The sequence below is a fragment of the Anabaena lutea FACHB-196 genome (assembly GCF_014698305.1).
Classification (GTDB): Bacteria; Cyanobacteriota; Cyanobacteriia; order Cyanobacteriales; family Nostocaceae; genus Anabaena; species Anabaena lutea.
This window is the reverse complement of record NZ_JACJST010000010.1, coordinates 1-24,559: the sequence shown is the minus strand read 5'-3', so window position 1 is coordinate 24,559 and position 24,559 is coordinate 1. Positions and strand designations below refer to the sequence as shown.

At 38.2% G+C, this 24,559-nt stretch carries 23 protein-coding genes; 5 read left to right on the top strand and 18 right to left on the bottom strand.

Features of this window, described 5'->3' with window-relative positions; all coding sequences use genetic code 11:
- Window positions 1-171: 171 nt before the first annotated feature.
- The 3 genes from H6G59_RS12460 to H6G59_RS12450 form a co-directional block, all read right to left on the bottom strand.
- On the bottom strand, window positions 172-855 hold the full coding sequence (locus tag H6G59_RS12460) for a tetratricopeptide repeat protein (RefSeq protein WP_190714868.1): 684 nt from the start codon (window positions 853-855) through the stop codon (window positions 172-174).
- A 77-nt stretch (window positions 856-932) separates the two neighbouring features.
- The gene (locus tag H6G59_RS12455; RefSeq protein ID WP_190714866.1) at window positions 933-2,255 is read right to left on the bottom strand and encodes an Nramp family divalent metal transporter; all 1,323 of its coding nucleotides are present in this window, start codon (window positions 2,253-2,255) and stop codon (window positions 933-935) included.
- An 86-nt stretch (window positions 2,256-2,341) separates the two neighbouring features.
- On the bottom strand, window positions 2,342-2,746 hold the full coding sequence (locus H6G59_RS12450; protein ID WP_190714864.1) for an ArsR/SmtB family transcription factor: 405 nt from the start codon (window positions 2,744-2,746) through the stop codon (window positions 2,342-2,344).
- A 139-nt stretch (window positions 2,747-2,885) separates the two neighbouring features.
- On the opposite strand from H6G59_RS12450, the gene H6G59_RS12445 reads away from it, so the two are divergent.
- Window positions 2,886-5,387 (top strand): heavy metal translocating P-type ATPase, encoded by a 2,502-nt coding sequence (locus H6G59_RS12445; RefSeq protein WP_190714862.1) that lies wholly within the window; start codon window positions 2,886-2,888, stop codon window positions 5,385-5,387.
- A gap of 186 nt (window positions 5,388-5,573) precedes the next feature.
- On the opposite strand, the gene H6G59_RS12440 is transcribed toward H6G59_RS12445, so the two are convergent.
- From H6G59_RS12440 to holA, 7 genes are all read right to left on the bottom strand, one after another.
- On the bottom strand, window positions 5,574-6,731 hold the full coding sequence (locus H6G59_RS12440) for a ParB/RepB/Spo0J family partition protein (protein ID WP_190714860.1): 1,158 nt from the start codon (window positions 6,729-6,731) through the stop codon (window positions 5,574-5,576).
- Window positions 6,732-7,041: 310 nt separating this feature from the next.
- Complete coding sequence (locus H6G59_RS12435) at window positions 7,042-7,854, bottom strand: ParA family protein (protein ID WP_127055531.1); 813 nt, start codon at window positions 7,852-7,854, stop codon at window positions 7,042-7,044.
- Window positions 7,855-8,176: 322 nt separating this feature from the next.
- Window positions 8,177-8,623: a hypothetical protein gene (locus tag H6G59_RS12430; RefSeq protein ID WP_127055530.1), complete on the bottom strand. Its 447-nt coding sequence runs from the start codon at window positions 8,621-8,623 to the stop codon at window positions 8,177-8,179.
- A 107-nt stretch (window positions 8,624-8,730) separates the two neighbouring features.
- Window positions 8,731-9,114, bottom strand: coding sequence for a single-stranded DNA-binding protein (gene ssb / locus H6G59_RS12425; RefSeq protein WP_127055529.1), 384 nt, complete (start codon window positions 9,112-9,114; stop codon window positions 8,731-8,733).
- A gap of 221 nt (window positions 9,115-9,335) precedes the next feature.
- Window positions 9,336-10,232: a hypothetical protein gene (locus H6G59_RS12420; RefSeq protein WP_190714858.1), complete on the bottom strand. Its 897-nt coding sequence runs from the start codon at window positions 10,230-10,232 to the stop codon at window positions 9,336-9,338.
- 119 nt (window positions 10,233-10,351) lie between these two features.
- Complete coding sequence (locus H6G59_RS12415; RefSeq protein WP_190714857.1) at window positions 10,352-11,347, bottom strand: DNA polymerase III subunit delta'; 996 nt, start codon at window positions 11,345-11,347, stop codon at window positions 10,352-10,354.
- 117 nt (window positions 11,348-11,464) lie between these two features.
- The gene (gene holA / locus H6G59_RS12410) at window positions 11,465-12,430 is read right to left on the bottom strand and encodes a DNA polymerase III subunit delta (RefSeq protein WP_190714855.1); all 966 of its coding nucleotides are present in this window, start codon (window positions 12,428-12,430) and stop codon (window positions 11,465-11,467) included.
- 143 nt (window positions 12,431-12,573) lie between these two features.
- Here holA and H6G59_RS12405 point away from each other — a divergent pair, with 143 nt between their 5' ends.
- From H6G59_RS12405 to H6G59_RS12390, 4 genes are read left to right on the top strand one after another with little or no spacing between them, the layout of a single operon-like run.
- Window positions 12,574-12,786, top strand: a complete 213-nt coding sequence (locus H6G59_RS12405; protein ID WP_190715043.1) for a hypothetical protein — start codon at window positions 12,574-12,576, stop codon at window positions 12,784-12,786.
- The gene (locus H6G59_RS12400) at window positions 12,786-13,916 is read left to right on the top strand and encodes a HesA/MoeB/ThiF family protein (RefSeq protein WP_190714852.1); all 1,131 of its coding nucleotides are present in this window, start codon (window positions 12,786-12,788) and stop codon (window positions 13,914-13,916) included. The genes H6G59_RS12405 and H6G59_RS12400 overlap by 1 nt, the downstream gene beginning before the upstream one ends.
- Entirely contained in the window at window positions 13,906-15,021 is a 1,116-nt protein-coding gene (locus H6G59_RS12395) for a HesA/MoeB/ThiF family protein (protein ID WP_190714849.1), read from the top strand. The genes H6G59_RS12400 and H6G59_RS12395 overlap by 11 nt, the downstream gene beginning before the upstream one ends.
- A 6-nt stretch (window positions 15,022-15,027) precedes the next feature.
- A complete protein-coding gene (locus H6G59_RS12390) occupies window positions 15,028-16,242 on the top strand; it encodes an NERD domain-containing protein (protein ID WP_190714848.1) in 1,215 nt (404 codons plus the stop codon).
- A 123-nt stretch (window positions 16,243-16,365) separates the two neighbouring features.
- Here the strand turns inward: H6G59_RS12390 and H6G59_RS12385 are convergent, their stop codons facing one another.
- From H6G59_RS12385 to H6G59_RS12350, 8 genes are all read right to left on the bottom strand, one after another.
- Window positions 16,366-18,171 (bottom strand): DNA polymerase domain-containing protein, encoded by a 1,806-nt coding sequence (locus tag H6G59_RS12385; protein WP_190714846.1) that lies wholly within the window; start codon window positions 18,169-18,171, stop codon window positions 16,366-16,368.
- A 12-nt stretch (window positions 18,172-18,183) separates the two neighbouring features.
- Window positions 18,184-18,522, bottom strand: coding sequence for a hypothetical protein (locus H6G59_RS12380; RefSeq protein ID WP_190714844.1), 339 nt, complete (start codon window positions 18,520-18,522; stop codon window positions 18,184-18,186).
- A 476-nt stretch (window positions 18,523-18,998) separates the two neighbouring features.
- Complete coding sequence (locus H6G59_RS12375; protein WP_190714841.1) at window positions 18,999-20,303, bottom strand: DNA polymerase III subunit gamma/tau; 1,305 nt, start codon at window positions 20,301-20,303, stop codon at window positions 18,999-19,001.
- A gap of 234 nt (window positions 20,304-20,537) precedes the next feature.
- Window positions 20,538-21,971 carry a DNA polymerase III subunit beta gene (gene dnaN / locus H6G59_RS12370; RefSeq protein ID WP_190714838.1) on the bottom strand — a complete coding sequence of 478 codons (1,434 nt, stop codon included), beginning with the start codon at window positions 21,969-21,971 and terminating at the stop codon, window positions 20,538-20,540.
- Between the two features lie 186 nt (window positions 21,972-22,157).
- Complete coding sequence (locus tag H6G59_RS12365) at window positions 22,158-22,463, bottom strand: hypothetical protein (protein WP_190714836.1); 306 nt, start codon at window positions 22,461-22,463, stop codon at window positions 22,158-22,160.
- Window positions 22,464-22,683: 220 nt separating this feature from the next.
- Window positions 22,684-23,001, bottom strand: coding sequence for a hypothetical protein (locus tag H6G59_RS12360; protein WP_190714834.1), 318 nt, complete (start codon window positions 22,999-23,001; stop codon window positions 22,684-22,686).
- Window positions 23,002-23,149: 148 nt separating this feature from the next.
- On the bottom strand, window positions 23,150-24,028 hold the full coding sequence (locus tag H6G59_RS12355; protein WP_190714832.1) for a ThiF family adenylyltransferase: 879 nt from the start codon (window positions 24,026-24,028) through the stop codon (window positions 23,150-23,152).
- 224 nt (window positions 24,029-24,252) lie between these two features.
- Entirely contained in the window at window positions 24,253-24,522 is a 270-nt protein-coding gene (locus H6G59_RS12350; RefSeq protein WP_242038860.1) for a hypothetical protein, read from the bottom strand.
- Window positions 24,523-24,559 lie beyond the last annotated feature (37 nt).

The window sequence follows — 24,559 nt, the reverse complement described above, 5'->3', positions numbered from 1 at the left end:
TTTTTATGGAAAACCCGGTTCAAAACCATTGAAAGCCTTATTGTGTAGGCATTTCATTAAAAATATGGTCATAATTGTTTATAACCCTTGCCCCGTAAGGTTTTTGTTATAATCCATCCTCCATCACCATAAAAGTAACGCAAGAGCCTTAATTTCTAGCTTTAATATTACTTACTGCTGAATTTGCTGAAGCAATGTTTGTGTTTGCTGATACCTCTGGGTATCTCCTTGTTGTTGAAACAAACTTGCAGCTTGCTGTAAATCGGTAATAGCACTTTTGCGATCGCCTAAAGCATATTTAGCCAGTCCTCTGTTACCATAGGCATCAGCTAAGTTGGGGTTGATTTTTAGTGCTTGGTTAAAATCTGAAATCGCCATCTGGTGATTTCCCTGTCTATAATTTAAAAAGCCTCTATTGTAGTAAGCATCTACAGACTGCGGATCAATTTTGAGTATCTGATTAAAGTCGGTAATAGCAGCTTGAAGATTTCCCAGTTCTGCATGAGCCATTCCACGACCATTGTAACCATCTGTATGGCTGGAATTTAGTTGCAATACTTGATTAAAGTCGATAACGGCGGCTTGAAAATCTCCTAACTGAGACTTGGCTAAACCCCTCAAGCAGAAACCTTCGTAGTATCGAGGATTTAACTTTACTACCCGACTAAAATCTTCTATTGCACCGTTGAAATTGCCTTGCTCCAGCTTTTGCACCCCCTGATTATAGTATTCCTGAAAATTCATCTTTGGGATGGGTGTTGGTGATTCTGGGGCAGCATAGACAGCAGCAGGTATACCACTCAGTACGCTAGTTGTTATTCCCAGGATAGTAACAACTTTGTGAATGTAGTTCATGACTTGATTTTCTCCATCTTAAAACACATCAAGACAACACAATATTTTTGGCAACTAAATCCATCCTAAGCGATTTATTAATTGAAATTCAACCAACCCAAAATACTTTGTAATAGCAACCAAACATTTAGTCCAACAATAACAATAGCAACCAGCCAAGCTAAAGATTTAAGCCATAACGGATTGACAAACTCACCCATTAAGCGGCGATTACTCGTAAATATCACCAAAGGAATCACTGCAAAAGGTAACTGTAAACTGAGGATAACTTGACTTAAAACTATGAGCCGGCTAGTGCTATGTTCCCCAAAGACAATAATTGTGATCAATGCTGGAATGATAGCAAGCAGACGGGTAACTAAACGCCGTAACCAGGACGGAAGACGAAATTCTAAAAAGCCTTCCATGACTATTTGTCCAGCCAATGTTGCAGTCAGCGTTGAACTTTGACCGGAAGCAAGTAAAGCGATCCCAAAAATAGCACTAGCAGCACTAACTCCTAACAATGGTGAAAGTAGTTTGTAAGCATCTTGAATTTCTGCTACATTCTGATTTCCAGAAAAATGAAATGTGGCAGCAGATACAATTAAAATTGCTGAGTTAATAAACAGTGCTAAGGATAAAGCGAAAGTTGAATCAATTGTGCCAAACTTAATCGCTTCCCATCTTTTTTCAGAAGTTAGTTGCCAATCGCGTGTTTGCACAATGGAAGAGTGTAAATATAAGTTATGAGGCATGACTGTTGCCCCTAAAATACCTATAGCAATGTAGAGCATTTCTGGGTTTTGTAAAATTTCTTTTCTGGGTAAATATCCCCATAAAATCCCCCCCATATCAGGTCGAGAGAAAAGAAGTTCTGCTGCAAAACAGATGCCTACAGTTGTTACTAGCATTGTTACCAAAGCTTCTGTATAGCGAAAGCCTTTATGTTGTAAAATTAGTAATACCAGGACATCCAGCGCAGTGATACACACACCCCATAATAAGGGAATACCGAATAATAGTTGTAGGGCGATCGCACTTCCTAATAATTCTGCCAAATCACAAGCTGCGATCGCAATCTCACATAATAACCACAAGCAAAAGCTCACTTTTGGACTAAAATAGTCCCGACAAGCCTGTGCCAAATCCTGCCCCGTAGCCACACCCAAACGCACACACAGCGATTGCAGCAAGATCGCCATCAGATTCGACAACAGAATGACTGTCAACAAGGTGTACCCAAATTTAGAACCCCCAGCAATATCTGTTGCCCAGTTTCCGGGGTCTATGTATCCTACCGAAACCAGATACCCTGGACCCGCATAAGCCAGCATCTTGCGCCAAAAGCTTTGGGTGTTGGGAATTTTAATACTGCGGTGAACTTCAGGTAGGCTGGGTTTATTCTCTGGAATAGTCATTAATATACTGTGAGAGGTATTTTCATAATCTTCTCATAATCTTAGAAAATCTGGCAGAAATATCAATACACCCGATAATCTAGTACCTAAAGATTTGATTCCTCTAAATGTTCTTCCACAGAACGGTACAAGTTAATAATGTAACTATCAACCAAACTGTAATAGACATTTTTACCTTCCCGGCGATAGTTCACCAACCGCATCGCTTTAAACAATCGCAGTTGGTGGCAAACGGCTGATTCCGTCATTTTTGTTAATGCGGCTAAATCACAAACACACAACTCTTGAGAAGCCAACGCTGATAGCAGACGTAGACGGTTAGGATCTGCAAGTATCCCAAATACTTCTGCTATCTGTTTAGCCTTGGAAGTTGCGAGAATTTCCGCTTGAGTTGAGCGCACATTATCTAAATGCACTACATGAGCGTCACAATTTGGGGTATCAGAATGTTGAAAATGCTCGAAGTCTGGCTTTTCCTGACTCTTGTTCATAGTTTTGTGCGTAAGCAGTAAGCAATGGTTATTAATTTCATAGTATCTAAAATGATAACCATTGTACAGTTGAATAGTTGTTCAATTGTTGTATTAGAATATTGGCAGTTAACTTTATAGTTTTTTCTGTAAAACTGTCATGACTCAAACCCCCTCCCTCAAAACCCAGTTTTTGCAAGTTGATGGTATGGACTGCGGAAGTTGTGCCAAGACGATAGAAGCCAGTTTGCAACAGCTTGGCGGTGTAATGGAAGCTTCCGTGAGCTTTGCAACTGCGAAAGTTAAAGTTTTTTATGACACAGACATCCTGAACGAAGCTGAAATTATCAATCGCATCACTGCGTTGGGTTATACGGTTAAACAAAATAGTGAGGTCAAGCCCCATAATCATGACCATTGCTGTAATAGTGACCATGATCACACTCACTCCCATGACAGCAAACATGAGCATTTTGAAGTAGCTTCTACTCAAAAACTACAAGCAAAAATTGGTGGGATGGATTGTGGCAGTTGTGCCAAAACAGTTGAGGTTGGCTTACAGCAAATAGCAGGCGTTCTTCAGGTATCAGTCAGCTTTGCAACTGAAAAAATGCAAGTATCTTACGACCCGCAACAGGTCAATGAAGAGACAATCTATAATCGAGTTCGCAGTTTGGGTTATACAGTTGAACTCACTCATGAATTAAGCTGTAATCACGACCAGCATCATCATCAAGACGATTCAGCCTCAAAACAAATCCAAAAACGCGACTCAGCAAACTGGAAATTTTGGGTGAACAATCGCCGGGGACAAAGCGTAATTTTAGCGGGAATAGGGTTAGTTTTGGGCTTAGTTGCTCAATACTTAGCATTACCAATTTGGATAACACGAGCTTTTTATGGCATTGGGATAGTAATTGCAGGTTATCCTATTGCACGGGCTGGTTTATTTGAGTTACGCTTGCGCCGTGCCGATATGAATCTGCTGATGACGATTTCAGTTATCGGGGCTTTAATTTTGGGAGACTGGTTTGAAGCAGCATTAGTCCTGTTTCTGTTTTCTTTGGGTACAACCCTGCAAGTTTTCACTTTTGGTCGCACACGCAATGCTATCAGCGCCCTCATGGATTTAACGCCACCGACTGCTACTGTGAAGCGGGGGAATAAAGAAGTTACAGTTCCTGTGGAAAGTGTCCAAGTGGGTGAAATTTTGACAATTCGACCAGGACAACGCGTGGCGTTAGATGGTGTTGTTGTTTCTGGGATAAGTGCTATTGACCAATCACCAATTACGGGAGAATCAATCCCAGAAGATAAAGAAGTTGGAGATACTGTCTTTGCGGGAACGTTGAATCAGTCGGGCTTTTTGGAAGTTAAAGTAACTCATACTGTTAGTGATACGACTGTTGCTAAAATTATACATTTAGTAGAAGCAGCCCAAGGCAGCCGCGCTCCTTCTCAGCAGTGGGTGGATCGGTTTGCAGAAGTTTACACCCCAATTGTAATTTTGATTGCGATCGCTATTACTCTGATTCCGCCTTTGGCATTTGCTCAACCTTTTAATGTTTGGTTCTATCGAGCGCTGGTAATGTTGGTGATTGCTTGTCCTTGTGCTTTGGTGATTTCTACCCCAGTTTCCATTGTTAGCGCCATTGGTGCTGCAACTCGCCACGGCGTTTTGTTCAAGGGGGGTAATGCACTGGAGACAGCCGGACACCTGACAACTCTGGCTTTTGATAAAACTGGTACGATTACCCAAGGGTTGCCCATTGTGCAGAAGGTTTATGACTTTGGCAAGGTAAGTGCAAACATGGTGTTACAAATTGCCGCTTCACTGGAGCAACAGTCAGAACATCCGCTCTCTAAGGCAATTGTAGCCAAGGCGCAAGAACAAAAGATGGAGTTAGAAACACCTATGAACTTCATGGCATTACCAGGTAAAGGAATTCAGGCAAACTTCGGTGAGATATTGTACTTAGTTGGTAATCGGCGGTTGTTTTCAGACCAAGGGATTCTTTTGTCTGATGAGGCTGAATCTTTGTTGGCTGAAATTGAACAACTTGGTCAAATTCCGGTACTTGTAGGGGCAAAGGAAGGGTTATTAGGAGCGATCTCACTTTCTGATGGTATTCGATTAGAAGCAACCGAAGCCGTGCGACAATTGAAGCGGCTGGGGCTAAAGCGGTTGGTAATGCTGACAGGCGATCGCACCCGTGTTGCAGGGCAAATTGCTCAACAAGTGGGAATTACAGAGTATCGGGCTGAACTGCTACCAGAAGATAAACTCCAAGAAATTCAATACTTGCGTCGTGATGGAGTGGTAGGGATGGTTGGAGATGGGATCAACGATGCCCCAGCCCTGGCTGCTGCGGATATTAGTTTTGCGGTGGGTGGCATAGATATTGCTTTGGAGACAGCAGATGTAGTCATAGTGGGAAATGACCTCAGACGACTGGCTTATGCAGTAGAATTGAGTCGTCGCACTGTATCTGTGATCCAACAGAATGTTATTTTTTCTTTAGTAACAAAGGCTTTATTTCTGCTATTGGGAACGTTTGGGTTTGTTGGGTTAGCTGTAGCCGTCTTAGCAGATACAGGGACTTCTTTGTTAGTGACTGCGAATGGAATGCGGTTATTCAAAACTAGGACTTTTGATGATTAGATAATGGTGTATGATAGCAGTCATAAGTTGTTTTATCGATTAGAATTTTTGCGTATTTAAGTGATTGCTAAGATAAAATCGGCGGACACGCTTTGGCTTATGTAACCTCACAAGCAGTATGTAGGGCGTTTCAAACATAAATCATTAGCTGACATTTGTAGCCCTACTTTTAAATTTGATTGCATACTAAACTTTATTATCGTTGACAGCTTTTTCCTGGATTACTTCTTCAATCTCCGCCAGTTTCTTGCGAAGGACTTCCTGAAACTCCATTAATTGCGAAACCTCAACTTTCTTCAACGCTTCCCCAGAAACTTTATATAAAGAGCGTGTTGCTGTTGCTACTGGTTTAACTTGTTTTTCGATTTTCTCAGCGTCGGTACTTTGTGAAGCGATCGCCTCAGTGACTAATTGCCGGGTTTTTTGTACAGATAATTTTTCTGCTAATACCTTTTGGGTGATGTTGATTCTAATTTCTTCTGCTTCTGATTCTGGTAGTCCCAAATTTTTCGCAGAGAGTTTTTGTAATGCCATTGCGTGAACACCTTTAAGTCCAGAAGACCTAATAGCAGCTTTTAAGTCTTCAGCTAAAGAAAGCATGGGAAAAATATTGGCATCAATAGAAGCGGGATTAAGTTGTAAATCTAAAAGTATAGTCAACACTGCCACTTCTCGCTCATCTAAGTCCAAAGTAGCTAAACCTTGTTGCTGTTCCTCTGGCGTTACCGTGAGCAGTTCAACAACAGAGTTCATTCGTTTTTGTGCATTCAACCGTCGCACTACTGTTGAGAGAATCCGGGGAATATCCTGGGGTTCTAAACCAGTATTAGTTGCCAATTCCCGGACAATAGCTTCAGCTTTATCAAGAGGATTGAGGTCTTCCCGGTGTAATGAAGTGATTAAAGCTTTGCGGTGTAGAGCATCAGGTTCAGGAATAATGACAGCTTGCAGATTTTGCCAACCCAAGTTTTTAGCACTACGCCAACGCCGTTCACCATCAAATATAACTAAGTGTTCCCGTTGAATTAAAATAATTGGCTCTAGTTGTCCATCTGATACCAGAGAACGAGACATAGACTCAATACTTTCTGATAAAAATGTCTGTCTCGGTTGTTCTGGGTTGGCTTGAATTTTGTCTAAAGGAATATGTTGGATACCTGATTGTGACTGAAGTTGCGCCCTAAGTGTTTGTAGCTGTGCTTCTAACTCACTCGACCCTTGAGAGCGAAGTTCTTCTATTTCGGCTTTGAGACGCTGAATTTCTGCCTCAGCTTCTGATAACTGTTGGGATTGCTTTGCGCCTGAAAAATAATTGGTGAGGTCAGGAGATTTACGGGTGGTCATAAGTTAGCACAGTTTTAATTTGTTTATTGAAACAGCGATCGCGCAGTACCAATAGCGCAGCGTGGCCTAAGCCATCATGCGATAGCGAAGCGCTGCTGCAAGCAGTTCGCATTAGGTAAGTGGTTATGCAAAATTATTGACACATCAAGAGTTTGATTAACAAGTATTTCAAGCACTTTGATGAGGCATTAATTTCAATGAGCTACTGAATAAAGGAGTATTTTCCAGCTATTGCTAAAAAATAAAAATGCGTAATTTTTACAACAGCTTGGTTAAATTGAGAGTTTTTTTACTCCTGCCATCAACTTGGTTAAGCCGTGACTTTCTCTTTACTCTTACTGCCAATCAAAGCGGCTAATTTTGAGGCAATTTCTTTAAAATCATCTTTTGCTGGATGACTAGGACGGTGAATAGGTAATGGTAATCCTTGTCCACTGGCGTTAACAAATTCAGCACTATCCCGAATTTCTGGAAAAGCATGGATATTCATCTGCTCTAACTGAGATGGTAATGCAGCTAACATTTGTCTATGGGCTGCACGTCGAGCATCGTATTGGTTGGGAACAAAGCCAAGAATTTCTGGTGTGGGTTTTAAGCGTAAGTGTTTGCAGTGGTAGTAATACCATTCCAGTAAATGAGCCGCTCCTTGAATTGATTTTGGTTCTAGCTGGACAGGAATAATTATGTGTGTACTAGCTGTCAGTGCCATTAAAGGTAAGGGACCAAGGGTCGCTGGACAATCAAAAATGATTAAATCATGTTCTAGAGGATAGTCAGTTAGGCGATCGCCTAATAAGTAAGCTCCTCGTTTGTGTAAAACTAATTCATCTGCTGTTTGGGTCAGAACCATACCACCCTGACAAATGACTACTTTATCAGTGTGTTCACTCCAGCAGGGTGTCAACGGCCAGTTACCATCAAAATTCTCTTTGAGGACAGCAGCTAAAGTATGTTCTGGTTCTGGTTGATTTAAACCACAAAACAGTGTCAGTGACCCTTGCGGGTCAAGGTCAAACAGTGCTACCTTATACCTGCGTTTTGCCAGAGCATGAGCTAAATGGACAGAAAGGGTTGTCTTACCACTTCCTCCGGCATTACTTATTACAGCTAATCTAATTTGCATGACTATTTTTTTTGATATTAGGGAGTATCATATATTGAGTTCTCCACCTCATATATCAATATCTGATGTTTTGATGTGGAAGTATCATAATATCGAATACTGACTTTTCCACGTCATATATCAATATCTGATGTTTTGATGTGGAAGTATCATATATCGAATTTTTTAAATCATATATCAATATCTGAGGAATCAGACAATCTGGAGGAGGTATTTTTTTGGTGAAAATTCAAGCTGAAGTCATAGCCTTGCCCCAACAAGTGAAAACAACTATCTGCCCACAGAAAAAAATACCTCTGGCAAAAAGCCAGAAGTAAGAAGATTAAAAGGGAATGTGAGAAATATCAGTATTGCGAGAATGTCCGTTTTGAGAAGCTGTAGCTACACCAGCACCAACTAGCTGTTGAGTATTTTCCTGTGGTGTGGGTGGTTGAACAACAGGAGTAACAGTTGGTGTATAAGTGCGATTACCAGCAGTAGTGCAGATGAAGTTGCGAATAACTAAGGCAGTTTTCTTTTCTTTATATCCCTTACCGCTATCCACTACGTTAAGATCCAGATAGCCGATAGCGATACCAGTGGCATTAATTCCAGATTCAGCAATGGAAACTGCTGCTGCTCCCTTGGTTCTGTAAGGAATTGTGTCTTCCACTACGCCATCTTTTGAATAGTAGGAGAAAGTACATTCACCATAGACAATCTTTACACCTTGACTGTCAAAAGCTTCATCAATAGTCAGTAGTTGGATGGTTTGGGTTGAGTTAATCATGGTTTATCCTTGTGATGAAATTGTCAATTGTTCATAAAAATTGCGCTTTGCGCTTTTTAACCAAAACATCCCACAGACAGAAGTGATGCTGCGGGATGATTGACTGGCTAGAAATTGGCGTTAATTATGGAGTCTTGGTCTTCACCAATTTCATTTGAGTCTTTGCGTTGAGCAGAACTGATGAGTTCCAAATTGTTGACACGAATGATCGGTTTTTGTCTGGGTTCGTTGGTGTTTTTGTCTATCCATCTATCAAAGACTATTTCACCGGTGATCCCAATAGTTGAACCTTTTTGAACCCAGTCTGCTGCAACTTGAGCAATATTTCCCCAAAGTTCTAAATCAAACCAAAGGGGAGTTTCACTTCTGTAGGGAGGTTTAACAGCAAGGGTCAAGGATGTTTTCATTGCACCTGATTCAAAATAGCGTATCTCAGGTGTTTGACCAACGCGACCAACTAAATCAACTTTATTGATGTATTGCTGAGTCATAATATTTTCCTTGGGTAATCAAATTTTTCACTGTATTAGCGCGACAGCGCATTCTCGGTTATGCAGCAAAATGAATGATTTGGTGCTAATTTGGTGCTGGTATTGGATACAGCCCAGTATCAAACTTGATTGCGCCTAGCGCATTGATTACTGGTTGTATTGGGGAAAAACTGCGTAAAAAAATAACCCCAAATCTGCTAGAGATTTGAGGCTGATGACTATTACACAATTTTTTCTTTGGTTGCTAAACCATGCAATTTGGTTACTAACTTTTCCTCTTTCATGCGAGAGAAACCAGGGACTTTGTGCAATTTGGCTAACTCCCTCAGTCTTTTTAAAGTTAGTGTTTGTAAATCTTCCAAACTTGCTAAATCTGGGGAATCGGGAATATTTGTTACTTTTGAGGAAGAGTTATCAGGTGTAGGAGAATCGGTTGAATCGGTGATAATTTCTGCTGTGTTTTCAGAAATAATAACTTTACTGTCATCAGTATGACTTTCGTCTGGTGAGGAAGTAGATTCAGATAATGTTGCTGGGGCGATCACTTCAACTACTGAGCTATCCTCAATCTCTTCGTTTATGGTAGGTACTGTATTAGCACTATCTTCACCAGGAGTATCATCTGTTGAGGAAGTAAATTCAGGTGATGTTTGAGCGATCGCATCCACTACTGAGTTATCCTCAATATCTTCGTTTAAGGTAGACACTGTATTAGCACCATCTTCACTAGGAGTATCATCTGTTGAGGAATTAGATTCAGATGATGTTGGTAAAGCGATCGCTTCCAGCAGTGTGCTTTCCTCAATTTCTTCGTTTACGGTAAGTAATGTATTACTACCAGCTTCACTAAAAGCATCATCTGGTGACGGAGTGCTTTCAGAGGGTGAAGCAATTGCATCATTACTGCTGAGGTTAGGCGTTTCTGTATCCCTGCTTGTGTCACCAAGAATTTGCTCAATAGTGGTTACACTGGGTTCTTTCAAAACGGTAATTCTGTGGAAATTTCCCACTTTTCTCACAGAAATTCTTGCCCCAGCCGTGCGGAGTTTTGTTGTCAAGTCATTGAGTAGGAGAAAAGCTACATCCAATTGACGGTAATTATTGATAATGGCACTCATGGTTTTTTGTTTGATTTAGTTCACCACAAGAGCGCATAGCGCAATCCTTTTATCTAAAAACGTTTTTGGTATCTTTGATGAGGTTTAGATAGATTGCGTTGAAAATGTAGTTTTTGGTATTAGTCAGGAAATAGTAAAACTTCCCATACCAAGCGGGGAGAGGCCATTTTTAACAGAGAGTTTTTTGCATCTTCCAGTTTTAACAGCCAATTTTGATCACTGAGAAATTCCTTCCAGCAATATTGCAGGTAATCTATCAGCCATAGTTGTTGATGAAAATCTAATTGCACTTCAATATCTTTGGAAATACTTAACGCTGTTAACACATTGCTAGGTGGTTGAATTAGTTGTTGCAAAATTGATTGTGGGATAGATTGGAGTTGATCATGGTAAGCGATCGCTACCCCTGGAGAACCACCAGCAAACTGTATAACATTTGGGTGATTGACAATTTCAGAACGTCCCACATTTTCTAAAACTGTGGTCATTTGGGCGTTGTTTAGTCGCTGGAAAGGAATCAGTTGGCAACGGCTGGTAATTGTAGCAAGTAACCGTTGGGGTTGGGATGAAATGAGGATAATTGTGCCGGATATTGGCTCTTCCAAAGTTTTCAGGAGTGCATTAGCAGCAGTGGGTGGCATTCTTTCCGCATTTTCTACCACGACAATTTTGTAAGGTGCAATTAGAGGGGAGGTAGCCAGAAATTGGGTGATTTCTCGAATCTGCTCAATTCTAATTTGGGATGGAGTTTTTCGCAGTACCCCAGAAGCTGCTATTTCACTTTCACTTAATAACTGTTTTTGGTGTAGGTATGTTGGTTCAACCCATAAAACATCAGGACAGTTAGCTAGGTTTTGGATGTTGAAAATTTCAGCGATAAAGCATTTAGCAGCTAAAGATTTTCCTACTCCGTCTGCTCCAGCAAACAAATAAGCAGGGACAATTCGGTTGTGTGTAATTGCACCTTTGAGTAAAGATACTGCTAAATTTTGTCCAATGATTTTTGATAACTGCCAGTTTTCTGCAATTGGCTGTGTAGATTCGGAATCTATACTTTGAGAAGGTTCAAAAACAGAAAGGTCTGTTGTGAGATGAAGTAGATCAAGTTGCTTCATTTTTTGAGTTTTGGAAATTGTTGATTAGACATCTCCAGAAATTTAATATCCCTCCAACAACCGCAGCATTTTAGGTTAAATTTCCGAGGTGTCTATTGCATTTGAAAGAAGTAGTACCTACGAGCAAAGTTTGATAATTTGAGTTTGCAAGGCGAGTTTTTCATCTACACCAGATTTCAGCATTAGCTCTAGTTCCAATAGTATTTTCAAACCATTTTTCAGCTTGTTTACACAACAATTAGCAACCTCTTGGCGGATGTAATACAAGCGTTTGGGATTTTTCACGTCTGCGAGTTGGGTGATCGCATTGTCGTCTTGACACCCGGTGATGATCATCTGTTTGACTGTTAGCCAAGTGCGAAAGGTTGTAGTCAGGGTAGCGGTAATCTTTAAAGCTGGTTCATTACAGTTAATTAAGCGATCGCCAAATTCCAATGCTTGAGCAATGTTACCCAAGCGAATGGCGTTGGCTAGTTGTAAGCTATTAGCAGCACTTTCTGACACTAATTCTTTCACCATATCCCCATTGACTGTTTTACCCAAAGCATAGGTTTTGAGCTTTTCTAGTTCGGTGAATATCAGTCGTGTATGATTGCCTGTGTAATCAATCAATACTTTGTAGGCATCGGTAGTGAGTGTTACACCTACTTCGTCAGCTAAAGTACGAGCTTGCTGTATTAATGCTTGGGTTTGCCATTGGGGAATGAGAGGAAATTCCTGTACCTGTGCGTATTCAAGTAGGAGTTTGACTGATTTATTTCTCGCGTCAGGTTTGTGAGTGTTGGTGATCAGGAGGGTATTTGTTGAGGGAATTTTGGGGAGAATGGACTCTAACTGCAACAAAATTTCTTTTGAACAAACTCCCAGTAATGTGCTGTTGGGCAAATGTACTAATCTTCCTCCACTCCCAACTGGTGGTGTCATGATATCGGATAATGCTTGAGGAATGGTTTCTTTAGATTCTGGGGGGTATTCTGTATAGTTAAAGTCTGCCCATTGTTGATCTAGAGTGTGGGTTTTTAGTTGTTTGATGGTGCGAGTTAGGAAGAATTCGTTTTCACCAAAGTATAAGTATGTTGGCATGGTAGTACGGCAATTGTATTGTCGTACATGAGCGTTAGCTCTCAACCCACTATTGAAATTTTATAAAGATCAAAGAAACATATAGCTATTTTTTTTTAACCATGCTAAAATTTTTTTTCTGAATGCTAAATATTTAAAAAACAATGAGTAATATACAAAAAAATCTTGAGCAGTATGGATTTGCTGAAATTACTGTTGAAGATGGAATGACACAAGGCAAAGCATATACAAAGCAGTGTTCGGGATCTCGTTCGGAATGTTGTACGCGGACTTGCTCAAGGGATGAAAACTTTGTAGGGAGTGCAGATGAATGGGAACAGTTTCTTAATGTTGAGGGTGGACAGGTTCAATACTGATGAATGAAATATCAAATAAGTATAAACCCCGTCTTCGAGATGGGGTTGATATTTATCTAGAGTCTGAGAATGATGTTACTTTTGTTTATTTAGCTTCTCGAAAAAGAATAAAATTTCGATGTCACCCTTTGCTGATAAAAAGTCTTTCTTGGTTAACAGGAGAGTTCTCTATTGAAGAGTTGAACTGTCGTTTAATTAACTTGTCATGTGAAGATTTTTTAGTAAATAATGGATTTTCAGAATTTATTAAAAATTTATATAAAAAAGGAATTCTTATATCTGAACATTGGATTGAAGAAATTTCTTTACCATGTTTCTATAAGAAAAGGTTAGAACGCCAACTAAATTTCTTACTTGATATTACTGATAGCTCTAATGAAGTTGCTAGAATCCAATCCAAAATTTATCAAGCTAAAATAGCAATATTTGGTGTTGGTAGTGTTGGTAGTTGGTTATGTCGAGAACTTGTGATGATGGGATTTCACAATTTCTTGTTAGTTGATTACGGTATTGTTTCCGAATTTGATATATCTAGACATGGATTTTTTGAACAAAAAGCAATAGGGTTTCAAAAAACTGAAGTAGCCAAACAAATGATTCTTGATATTGATCAAGAGGCTTGTGTACAAGTTCTTGATCATGCCTTAACAATAGATTCTGATTTAGAAACTTTATTGCTAGGCATTGATTTTATTATTGATACAGCTGATGAACCTTATATCGGTTATACAGGTTTAAAACTGTCTCGTTATTGTGTTAAACATAAAAAGCCACTAATGATTGCTGGTGGTTTTGATGCACACTTAGGCTCTTTGGGTGAGTTAATAATACCAGGTGATACTCCTTGTGCAGATTGCTATAATACTTTTTTTAAAGAATCTTTAAAAGATTGGAAGCCTATTAGTCATCCTGTCAAGGATAGAAGAAGCTCTTTTGGAGGTTTAGTATCTTTGTCGGTTCTTGCAGCTTCAACATCTGCGATGACTATTCTTCGTTATTTTATTAATCCTACAGCTACATTTGAAGGCGAACGAGGAGAATTGCTCTTCGATGATTACGACTTATCAGTATTTCCTGTTCCAAAAAATCCGACCTGTTCTGTATGCAGCAATTTAGATAATGAAAGATAAAAATTTTCGTCTTAGACCATCTGTTAGCTTTGTTCCTATTGATGTAAATAATGAAAAAAATCAGCGTTTTGACTTCTTTTTATCTAATACGCGTCGGATAGTTCCAGTAGTATTCTCTCAACCTATATTAACTGAGATTATATCTAATTTAGATGGAACTAAATCTGTCTCTTCTATTATAGAAGAATTTGGCAATAATCATGAAATATCTATATGTTCTCTCTTCAATTTTCTTGCTTCTAAATGTCTTATTGAAGATATAGAAACCGCAGACAAAATTGCCAAAAGCTCTTATCGAAGAGTATTAAATTTTCTTGGAGATTATGTTTCTTATAATTCAATTTTTGAAGTGTGGAATCAAGTCAAAAATCATCATGTTGTTATAGTAGGATTGGGTGCAATTGGAAGTTGGGTATCTGTTCTTTTAGTTCAAAGTGGAATACAGAAATTAACCCTTATTGACAATGACGTAGTACAAGAAAATAATTTAAATCGTTCGCTCTTTACATATAAAGATTTAGGTTTAAAAAAAACTACGGCAGTATCCAATAGACTAAAGTCTATTGATTCGGATGTCAAAGTTAGTGAAATAACAAAAATTATTCTGCAATCAAATGATATATTAGAAATATTAAATGATCTAAAAAAAGATTATGAAAATATTTTATTAGTTAACTGTGCAGATTTTCCAAATGTTGATGTTACATCAAAGCTAATTCATGAAGCTTGTATGCAAAGCAAAATTCCCTATATTATATCAGGAGGTTATAATCTTCATTTAAGTTTAATTGGTCCCACAATTATTCCTTATGAAACAGCTTGTTTTGAGTGCATGGCTCTGACGCTTGAAGACATAAACGCACCAGAATTAAAAAATATTAGAAAACTTCCTCGAACACAGCGTAATATAGGAAATCTTGCTCCATTAACTGGAATATCATCATCGTTTGTAGTTAATGAAGTAATACGTATTGCTTCAAAAACGCCTGAGTTAAAACCTGCAATGGTAAATAGAAGAGGAGAATATAATTTTTTAACCAATAAAATTAATTTCATTGATTTACCAAGACGACCTGATTGTCCGTGTTGTGGAAATAAAAAATAATTTGATATGCAAAACAATCAACCTGTTAATGATTCAGAAGAATTTGTTTACCAAGTTTGTCATAAATCCTTCCTTTCTCTCTGGAGTTATGCAAATCCTAAAGGCAAGAATTCCAAAGAGCTATGTGACATCCTTATTGTTTGCGAGCCAGATGTTATTATTATCAGTGTTAAGGATATTAAGCTCACTGATAGTGGAAATATTAAAGTAGATTGGCAAAGATGGCTTAGTAAAGCTATTGAAGGTTCGGCAAATCAAATCTATGGGGCTGAAAGATGGATCAAATCAGCTTCAAATGTGATCCGAAGCGATGGAAGCCAAGGCTTACCCTTTCCATCATCAGACGTGCGGCGTATCCATCGTGTTGCTGTTGCTTTGGGTGGAGATGATAAAGTTCCAATTCAATTTGGTGATTTTGGCAAGGGATTTGTTCATGTATTCGATAAAATTTCCTTTGAAATAATACTAAAAGAACTTGATACAATAACGGATTTTGTGCAATACCTTATTGATAAGGAAGATTTATATGATTCTGGCAAGCTAACCGTCTTTGAGGGATCTGAAGAAGACCTTTTAGGTTACTACATATACAATGGACGTTTTTACCCACAGGATTTCGATGTCATTGTTGTGGGAAGCAACATTTGGGATGAGATAATTAAGAAACCAGAATATAAGGCGAAAAAAGAAGCTGACAAAGACAGTTATATGTGGGATAGACTAATTGAACATCTAAGTCAGGATGCCCTGAACAATAATTTAGAATTTGGACCAGATTTAAATGAATCTGAACTTGTGTTTCGTGCAATGGCAAGAGAAAACCGATTTCAACGCCGAATGCTAGGAAAATCTTTTAGGGATTTCATGGATTTGGCTGCTCAACGTATGATCGAGTCAAGAACCTTAATATCACCGCAATCCAGTATAGCTTATGTATTTTTAGCAAAGCCGCACGGAGAAGAAAGACAACACCGTATCACTGAGTTAGAAGGAAGATGTTTTGTAGTGCGAGGGTTGCAACAGGATTATAAAACTGTCATTGGTATTGCAACTGAGCGGTACGAACCTGGTAAGGGGTTTTCCTTCGATATAGTTTATCTGCATAAAGAAACCTGGACAGCCGAAGACCAGAAACAACTAGAGTATGCCCAGAGGGAATTTGGCTGGTTTGCAAGTCCACAACAAAAATTAGTTCATGAGGATGAATATCCAACTAATTAATATTGTGCAATACCACTCTATCCCCAACAGTTATTATGTTGCCAATTCTACTCGCACTTTACACTGAGCGATCGCCCTTTCCATTACCATAGACGATCGCTCATAATTAGTATAATCCCTAACTCAAAACAGACTCAACTGCTTCCCCACATCACCTTGAGGCTCAACAACCGAAAGTAACTCATCTCGTTTTTTAGCCATCAACTCCAAATAATACCCACTGGAATAGGCTTCAGAATTAGTCAACCCCTTAATTCCTTGATAAAACGTCACAACATCCCCAGTATTACCCAGAACCAAAAGAGCCTTTTCACCCTTCTTAATTTTCCGAGTAACCTGTAACTGTTCCACAGGAAAATCACCAGAACGAATAACTTTGGTTAATTCCTGGTAATATTGTTCTGCCTTAGCTTTTGACAGAAGATATTGTGTCAGGTAGTTCAAAGGAAACTCCTTTTCTAAACGAGAGCGATCGCGTTTCCGCCATGAACCCTTAGTAGTAATTTTACCATCTTCATGCCAGATAATATAATTCTTAGCTCCTCTAGAGGGAACAAACATCGCTTGAGCAAGAATTTCCAACTCTATATTGATACCAGTAGGTAAAGCATTTTGCAGCTTTTCAAATATCAGCAGAGGTTCAGAGTGGGAGAAGAACACACCATCAGTATCACTTTCAACCTGGATACCTCCCGCTTTTTCAATCACATCAATCATGAATCGTAGAATCCGTCTACCATAAGCTGTAACCAGTGCAGCAGCTTCCATATCGTTAAAACCAACACCAGAAGTCCCATAAAAGCCAAACAACGAGTTGATTAACACTTTGAGAGCAGCTTCAGCTTGTTTAGCAGCTAAATCTCCAGCTTTTCCTAATTCCTTGAGTCTGAGTCGTTCCCTGGTGAGATAATCGAGAATACTTAACCCCACTCGTTGCGTATCCTTGCGGGAGCAAATCCCATATTTAAGCATAATGCTGGGATACAGACTGGAAACATCAATTTTGGCAATGTGTTTGTGTAAACCTGGTACAGAAATTACCAGTCCTCCCTCAAATTTCAACTTCAGATCAGCAGTTGGTTTGTAACCTGAATATTGTCTTTCTAAAACGCGCTGCCATTTAGTACCATTACCAGTGAGCGATAGTTGTTGTAAATTCATACCTGGTACTATCAGCGATTCATAGTAATAGGAAGGAACTAATTTATCAGCAATTAATTTCGTATCTTCCAAGTCATAAATTAGGTATTTTCTGATTTTTTCCCATCCTTGAGAACCTGCACCTTCACCCCAACAATGTTGAATTTCTTGGGGTGTTAAAACCAACCTAGCAGATTCTCGCAATCCCATTTCTATCACTGCACTTTTTAGGGAATGTTGATATAAAGCTTTATTGACAAAATCCCATCTCAAGACACAAATGTAAACATCAATATGTTGGCTGTTGCTGATGAATATTTCGGAGATATTCATAGGCTTGCCAAATACCTGTGCTGTCTTGATAATTCTCGATTGCTGAGAAATAGTAAATGGATGAGATATGTTATTGATTAGGCATCTAATAATGATAAATGGAAAATCAAAATCTGTACCGTTGTATGTGAGAACTACATCAGGAGATATAGACTGAAAATAGGAAATAAATTGGCAGAGTAATTTTGATTCATTTTCATCCATAAATACAAAATACTCGCCCAATTCATTCATACAACCAATAGCGAAAATTCTATCTTGACTAGGAATCAGCCCTGAAGTTTCAATGTCAATAACCATTTGCTTCAGGGCATTGTAAGGTTTAATAGTCTGTAAAGGTTGCCAGGAGCGATAAACTGTATTATCTGCGTAGAAGATGTTTAATTTATCTTCGGCAACAGTAATTTGATTATCGCTTTTGGTGATAAAATGGCGATGATTGTAATTAATATTCATTTTTGGTGTTGGTTACTTACCAATAGTTCCTATCTTTTGCATTTTGAAAAGTGCAGAATTGATTTCCAGTAAATATTGTGGTGACGGATACTGAGATAAGAAATAGTGAAAGTCGTCTAAATGTGTAATCGTCAGTTCTTGAGGTAAGATTTTTCCTTGAACATTCAGGAGAATTTTCGGATGTTCACGCCATTCACAGGTTGTTATTTTAAATAATTGGTAAATCACAGAATTAATGTGGAAATTGTAAGAGGATACCGGGTGATTTTTGACAAATTCACATAATTCCTCTAAAGTATTTAAACTTTGTGTGCAGGATTCTCCACTTTTAGATTGACAAGATATTTGCATGATTATTACTCCAATGGTAACAAATAATTTGAAATAGATAGACTGAGCTATTACGAATGACTAATTACTCTCTTTCTTTTAGAAAATATTGATTAAACCACGAAGACGCGAAGAACACGAAGGAAGAAGAGAAAACAAGAGAAGAAAACAAAAGAAAAGGAAGGAGATAGGTAAACTGATACCAATTCTTTATGAAGATGCGCGAAATTAAGATTAACGTTCGCGAAGCGTGGCGTTAGCCATACCGCAGAGACACAGAGAGAAAATCAAAAAATTTGGCGCAGTCTCACGAAGAAATGGTATGACAGTAAAAAGGAAGTGGTAATTACAGCAGATTCAAGGTTTATGAGATACAGTAACGATTGAATTTCGAGTTTTAAATCTACTTCCTAAAATTGGTGTACCTCATTTACTCTAAAAGTGCTGTATTTAGTTGAATAGCTACTGTTGAATTTTTAATTTTCATTGATAATCTTTTATCGAAAAGATGCTAATTGTTGTACCGTTTCTACCCAAATAGGAGCTTTCTTACCATTGACTGGAATCAAAGAATTCCAATGTTCTTGCAGGGATTCAAGACTCATATTTGGTAGTTTCTGTTGCCCCCAAGCGATCGCATCAGCAGGTGTTTTCCAATTCGTCCAAGGTGGATTTTCAGCAATGGGAATAAATTGACTCGAATTTGTAGAATTAGCAGCAGGTAGTAAACCTAAAATAGCAACTTCTAACCATAACTGTGGTTGAGTAGATAATTTTACTTGCACTTCACATTGTCTCAAGTGCTGCTGTCCTGCCAAAATAGTTGTAGTCTCCCAATCTTTAGCTATTTGACACAATTGTTGCCAAGTATCTTCAGTTAGCATCACCATTTCCTTACTGCTAGGAGAAGTTTTAGCAATCAACATATCTCGATAAAAGCTAGTGAGGTTTTGCATAATTATTAAAGGTTCTTTACCCCATTCCAACAAATTCCGAATGATGGTAATGATTGAATTACTATCATTTTCAGCGATTCTTTCCACCATTGTTAGCAACTCATACTCAGGCACATTCCCCACCATTTCCCATACCCAATTTTGGTCAATGGTGATATTTAGTAAACTCAATTGATCCAGTAAACATTGACTATCCCGCAAACAACCAGAAGAGATTTGTGCTACCAGACGTAATGCTTGTGGAGTAATATCAATTAATTCCTCATTCACAATTTGGTTGAGGTGTTGTATCATATCCTCAACACCAATTCTTTTAAAATCGAACCTTTGACAACGAGAAATTATTGTTGCAGGAACTTTGTGAATTTCTGTGGTGCAGAGGATAAACACTACATTTTTTGGTGGTTCTTCCAAGGTTTTGAGTAAAGCTTGAAATCCTTGTGAACTGAGGCTATGCACTTCATCTAAAACAAACACCTTGTAGCGACTATTGACAGGTATAATGTGAGTACGGTCAATAATTTGTCTGATATTTTCAACACCAGAGTTACTAGCAGCATCTATTTCCACCACATCCAGAGATAAACCTTTGGAAATGCTGGTACAGGAATTGCACAGGCCGCAGGGTGTAGGAGTAGGAAAATCACCATGTTGACAATTGAGAGATTTAGCAAATATGCGTGCGCTGGAAGTTTTACCTGTACCTCTAGGTCCAGTGAAGAGGTACGCCGGGGCAATTCGTTGGGATGTGATAGCATTGGTGAGAGTAGTTGCGATCGCTCTTTGACCAACAAGTTCAGCAAAAGACTGGGGACGATATTTCAGGTGAAGTGGTTGGTATGTCATGTTTTTTCAAAAGTAGATAAGTTGAATTTCCCCAAGCTCATGTATTAGTAATAAACTTGGGGTGTGAGTAATTTTTGGTGTGGTTGTTAAAACAGATTTGATGTAACGAACCACAGAGACACAGAGTACACAGAGGAATTAGGGTTGAAGAGAAATTTTGCGTTACTTTTGACTGACAAGTATTGAGGTTTGGTTTGATAAATCTAAACTACTGCAATTTTTTATTCAGTCATTCTATGCAGCAGCGACTTTCTTTTTCCTTCCTCTAGGTTTAGGAGTAGAATTGGCAGAAGTTCGAGAATTAGTTCTAGTTTCTGCTGTAGTTTTCTGTGGAGAAGAATCTGTTTTTATCACATCATTTTTATCCTTGATATCTTCTTCTATTTCCACCGCTTCAGCCGCTACATTTATTCCCTCATTTACTTCAGTTACTGACGAAATATTTTCTGTAACGATAACTTCCTCGTTATCATCTGAAGCATCTTCTTCTATTGCTGTGCTGTTATTATTAATAAGTTGAACTGGCATTACCAAAATTAATTGATTGAGAATGCCATCAACAGGAGTAATAACCACAGGAGTTGTAGTTTGGTTGATATTAATTAATACCTCATTTGTAGGTAGAAATTTGAGAGCCTGTTCCATATATTTGATATTAAACCCCATGACTAATTGTTGCTGATAATCATCTTGTGGTTTAATATTCAAAGATTCCACAGCACCACCTATATCTGAAGATTCAGTAGATAAAGTTGCTTGTTGATGCTGGTAGTCACAGATAATTTTGACAATCTTATTCTTTTGGTCAGCGACAATTCCCACTCGTTTTAGAGCATTATCAAATAATTTTCTATCAACAATAAATTGATGTTGAAATTGTTGGGGAATTAGAGATGAATATTTCGGATAATCTCCTTCTAATAATCTCGTGGTAATTTGGATATTGGGTAATGTAAATACCGCAATTCCATTGTCAATGTTAATAGTACATTCGCTGTTATCTCCTACACTACCTAAAATCTTTTGTAATTCTATTAGTGTAGGTTGAGGAATTGTGACTTCTACTGTATTTGAATCAGCTTCAATTTGTGCATGTTCTGTCAATTGCTCATCTGTTTCTATCGTTCCAGAAACAACTGCTAATCGATGTCCATCTGTTGCTGCTGCTTCCCAACTACTATTAGTAAATTGGAAATGAACTCCAGCTAAAACTTGTTTATTTTCATCATGACTAGCAGCAAATAATGTTCCTTCTAATGCTTGTAACAACTTAATTGCTGGTAATATAATATTCTTCCCTTCAATTTCTGGCAAAGATGGAAACTCTTGAGGACTAACTGTTTGAATTCGACATTTACCACAGGAGTGAGTAATAATGGCAGCATTATCTACAATTTCCAAAATAATATCTTGTTTGGGAAGACTAGAAATTACTTGGGTGAATAATTTAGCAGGTAAAGCAATTTTACCTTCTAGTTCTATTCTAGATTTGCATTGAACTCGAATTCCTAAACTCAAATCAAAAGCAGTCACTAAAATTTCTTGTTCGTGCTTATCCGCAACCAACAATATATTGTTGAGAATAGGATGGTGAGGTTTGTTAGGTACAGCATAACTAACCACAGCGAGGGTATCAGCCAGTTCCTTTTGAGAAATTGTAAATTTCATAATTGTGGGTTCTTTAATGTCAATGAAGTAATGAAATAAGAGGTGCTTAGTTTGCTACTAAACACCTTTATTTACCCTGTAGTTTGTATGCAGATTAGTTATTTTCTGGAATTCATGTTTGGTAAATTCTAATCAATCGCTAAACACCATTAAGATAAAAAAGACTACAGAAACGAAGATGTATGTTTATGAACTGATTTCTACTGCGTGACATTTACCGTTATTACTTGGAGAAAGTGACATGAGATAATGATGAGTCAACTGTTCAAGTTCATTGGTAAGTTGTTGTTGTCGTTGTTGAGAAAGAGATTGATAAATATGTTGAAGGGCTTTGATAGTTTCTCGTACTTGGTGAAGACAATCAGTATTGAAATTTATTGTTACTGTTTCTCCATCAGCAAAAAATGAACAGGATTGATGATTATTATTGCTGTATGAACTGACATGGGTGTCTTTGGTAATATTGGCTGTAAATGAATGAGATATTTTCATGTTTAGATAGAGATTGTACAATTTTTGGCAAGAAAGTATGATTATCTGATTGACAATGAAAGCGTTGACTGTATACAGTATTTCTATCTGTATACACCTCTTGAAAATTAGAAAACCTATCTAAAAAAAGAGATTGCGCCTTCTGATTAAAATCATCAAATACTTGGCGCGTAGCGCATAATAAATTATTTGTTTTCGTGTCAAATACCTATTATTTAAACTAATTCTGTTGATTTTGAAACTGGGTTTGTTGGTTGATATCAAGTTTGGCGATTTGAATAATTAACTCTGTTGGTACATTCCAAGATTTACATTCCCAATTTTGACTTAACCTCTCTGCTTTTCTTACATAAGTAGAGGAATTAGTGGTATTTTCAATTAGCCATTGTTTAAATTGAATTGCTTTTTCTTGAGTTTCAAAACCGAAATATGTGACTTTTCTTTGTCCCAAAGGACTGGTGATAGTAGCAACTCTGGGTGAAAGGATATTGAGAGTCCATCCACTAGCACTAAGTTGTACTCTAGTAATGTTGAGCATTGGTTTTATCTCTGTGGTTAGTTACAAAGACCTAAAATACATAAAAAATAAGAGTTTCAAGGATTTTTGTAAGTGTTATAAATAATCTTCTCCCTTGAATTTCTCCAAGGAAGAAGCGCGTCAGCGAAAGTGATTTAATCCTGTAGTGCTAAACTAAAATTGAACGACTTGGTGAAATTATTTCCTCATCTGTAAACTTTTGCAGAGAATCCATGCAAGTGTACAGTGAACGACAAGAACCTGTAGTATTATGGAAATAGGTTGCAAATTTTCTCAAACTTCTAGTTAGTGTTAATGCCAGCAAATACTCCGCAGCAATAACAGCTACCTGTTGATTAACAAATAAGCTTTGGCGGTTTCGTGCTTGAATTTCAGCACATGATAAACTTGTTGAATTTGATTCTTCAGGTAATGGGGTTAGCAGTTCTGGATGTTGTCTAGAAGGACTGGGAAGATTAAAACAAAAATTGGGTTTTTGAAGATTATCAAAAGCATCTGCTAAGGTAAATTGGTTAGTAGAACCAAGCACTACTTGTCCAGAACTAGAATTAGTATGATTACCGCAATCTAACCACCAAATTTGTGGTAGAGAACCTGAGTAAGTTTGGTCTAAGCAATTGCTAATTTCAGCACGCGCAGCAGCATTATCTACGCAACCGATAATAACTGTTAACTTGCGCCATTTGGTTGATACAATCTTTTTTGTGAATGGTTTAGCGATCGCCCTAATTACAACTCCCAATCCTAAACTGTATCTAGCTGCTAAAACTTCCGCTTTGTGTAACCCAATTTCTGACTGTTGAAAATTCTGTCGGGGGATGTTTTTGGGTTCAATGATATCTGGATCTACAACTATACAAGAAGTGGTTTTATTGCTGTTTGCTTCAATTTCCAGCATCAGTCTAGCAACCGACGGAATCAAAAAACCCCCTGTCCCACCAGCACCCACAATTATAAACTCAACGTGATTATGTGCAGGTAGCATAAGCGGGACAGAGTGAGCAAAAGATAGGTCTAATTTCATCATGGTGTAATATCTGTGATATCAAATCCGTTTTGTAGCGGTATCATTCCTTGAATCCCCATCTCTGCGTTCTCTGTGTCTCTGTGGTTATTTACAACAGTTTTCAACTATTTAAACCACACTCTTATTTTTTTTCATCCTTTCTTACTTTGCGTCTTTGCGCCTTTGCGTGAGATTTAAAAATGTGGTTTATTTACCTGTAATTGCTGTAATCATTTAGATACTACTTAATTGGATGTGATACAGCTTGGTAACTCAAATACCCAGTTAGCAGGGATGTACCAAAAGTGGCTGTATGTACCCAACCGCACGCAGATATGGGGATTAGTGAAAATCTCACCTAAAACAGCGAAGATTCTAAACTTTCCAGATTCTTCCTCGTCGTCAGTAGTAGAAAATTGTGCGCTCATACTGTGGTGACTGTGTACCTCAAGGGAGCAACGCGATTTTGTGAGGTGGGGCAAAAAAAGTGCGATCGCCAAGTTAAAAACAGGCATCGCTAAAATATTTTTCTGAAATTAATGTTAAATAAAT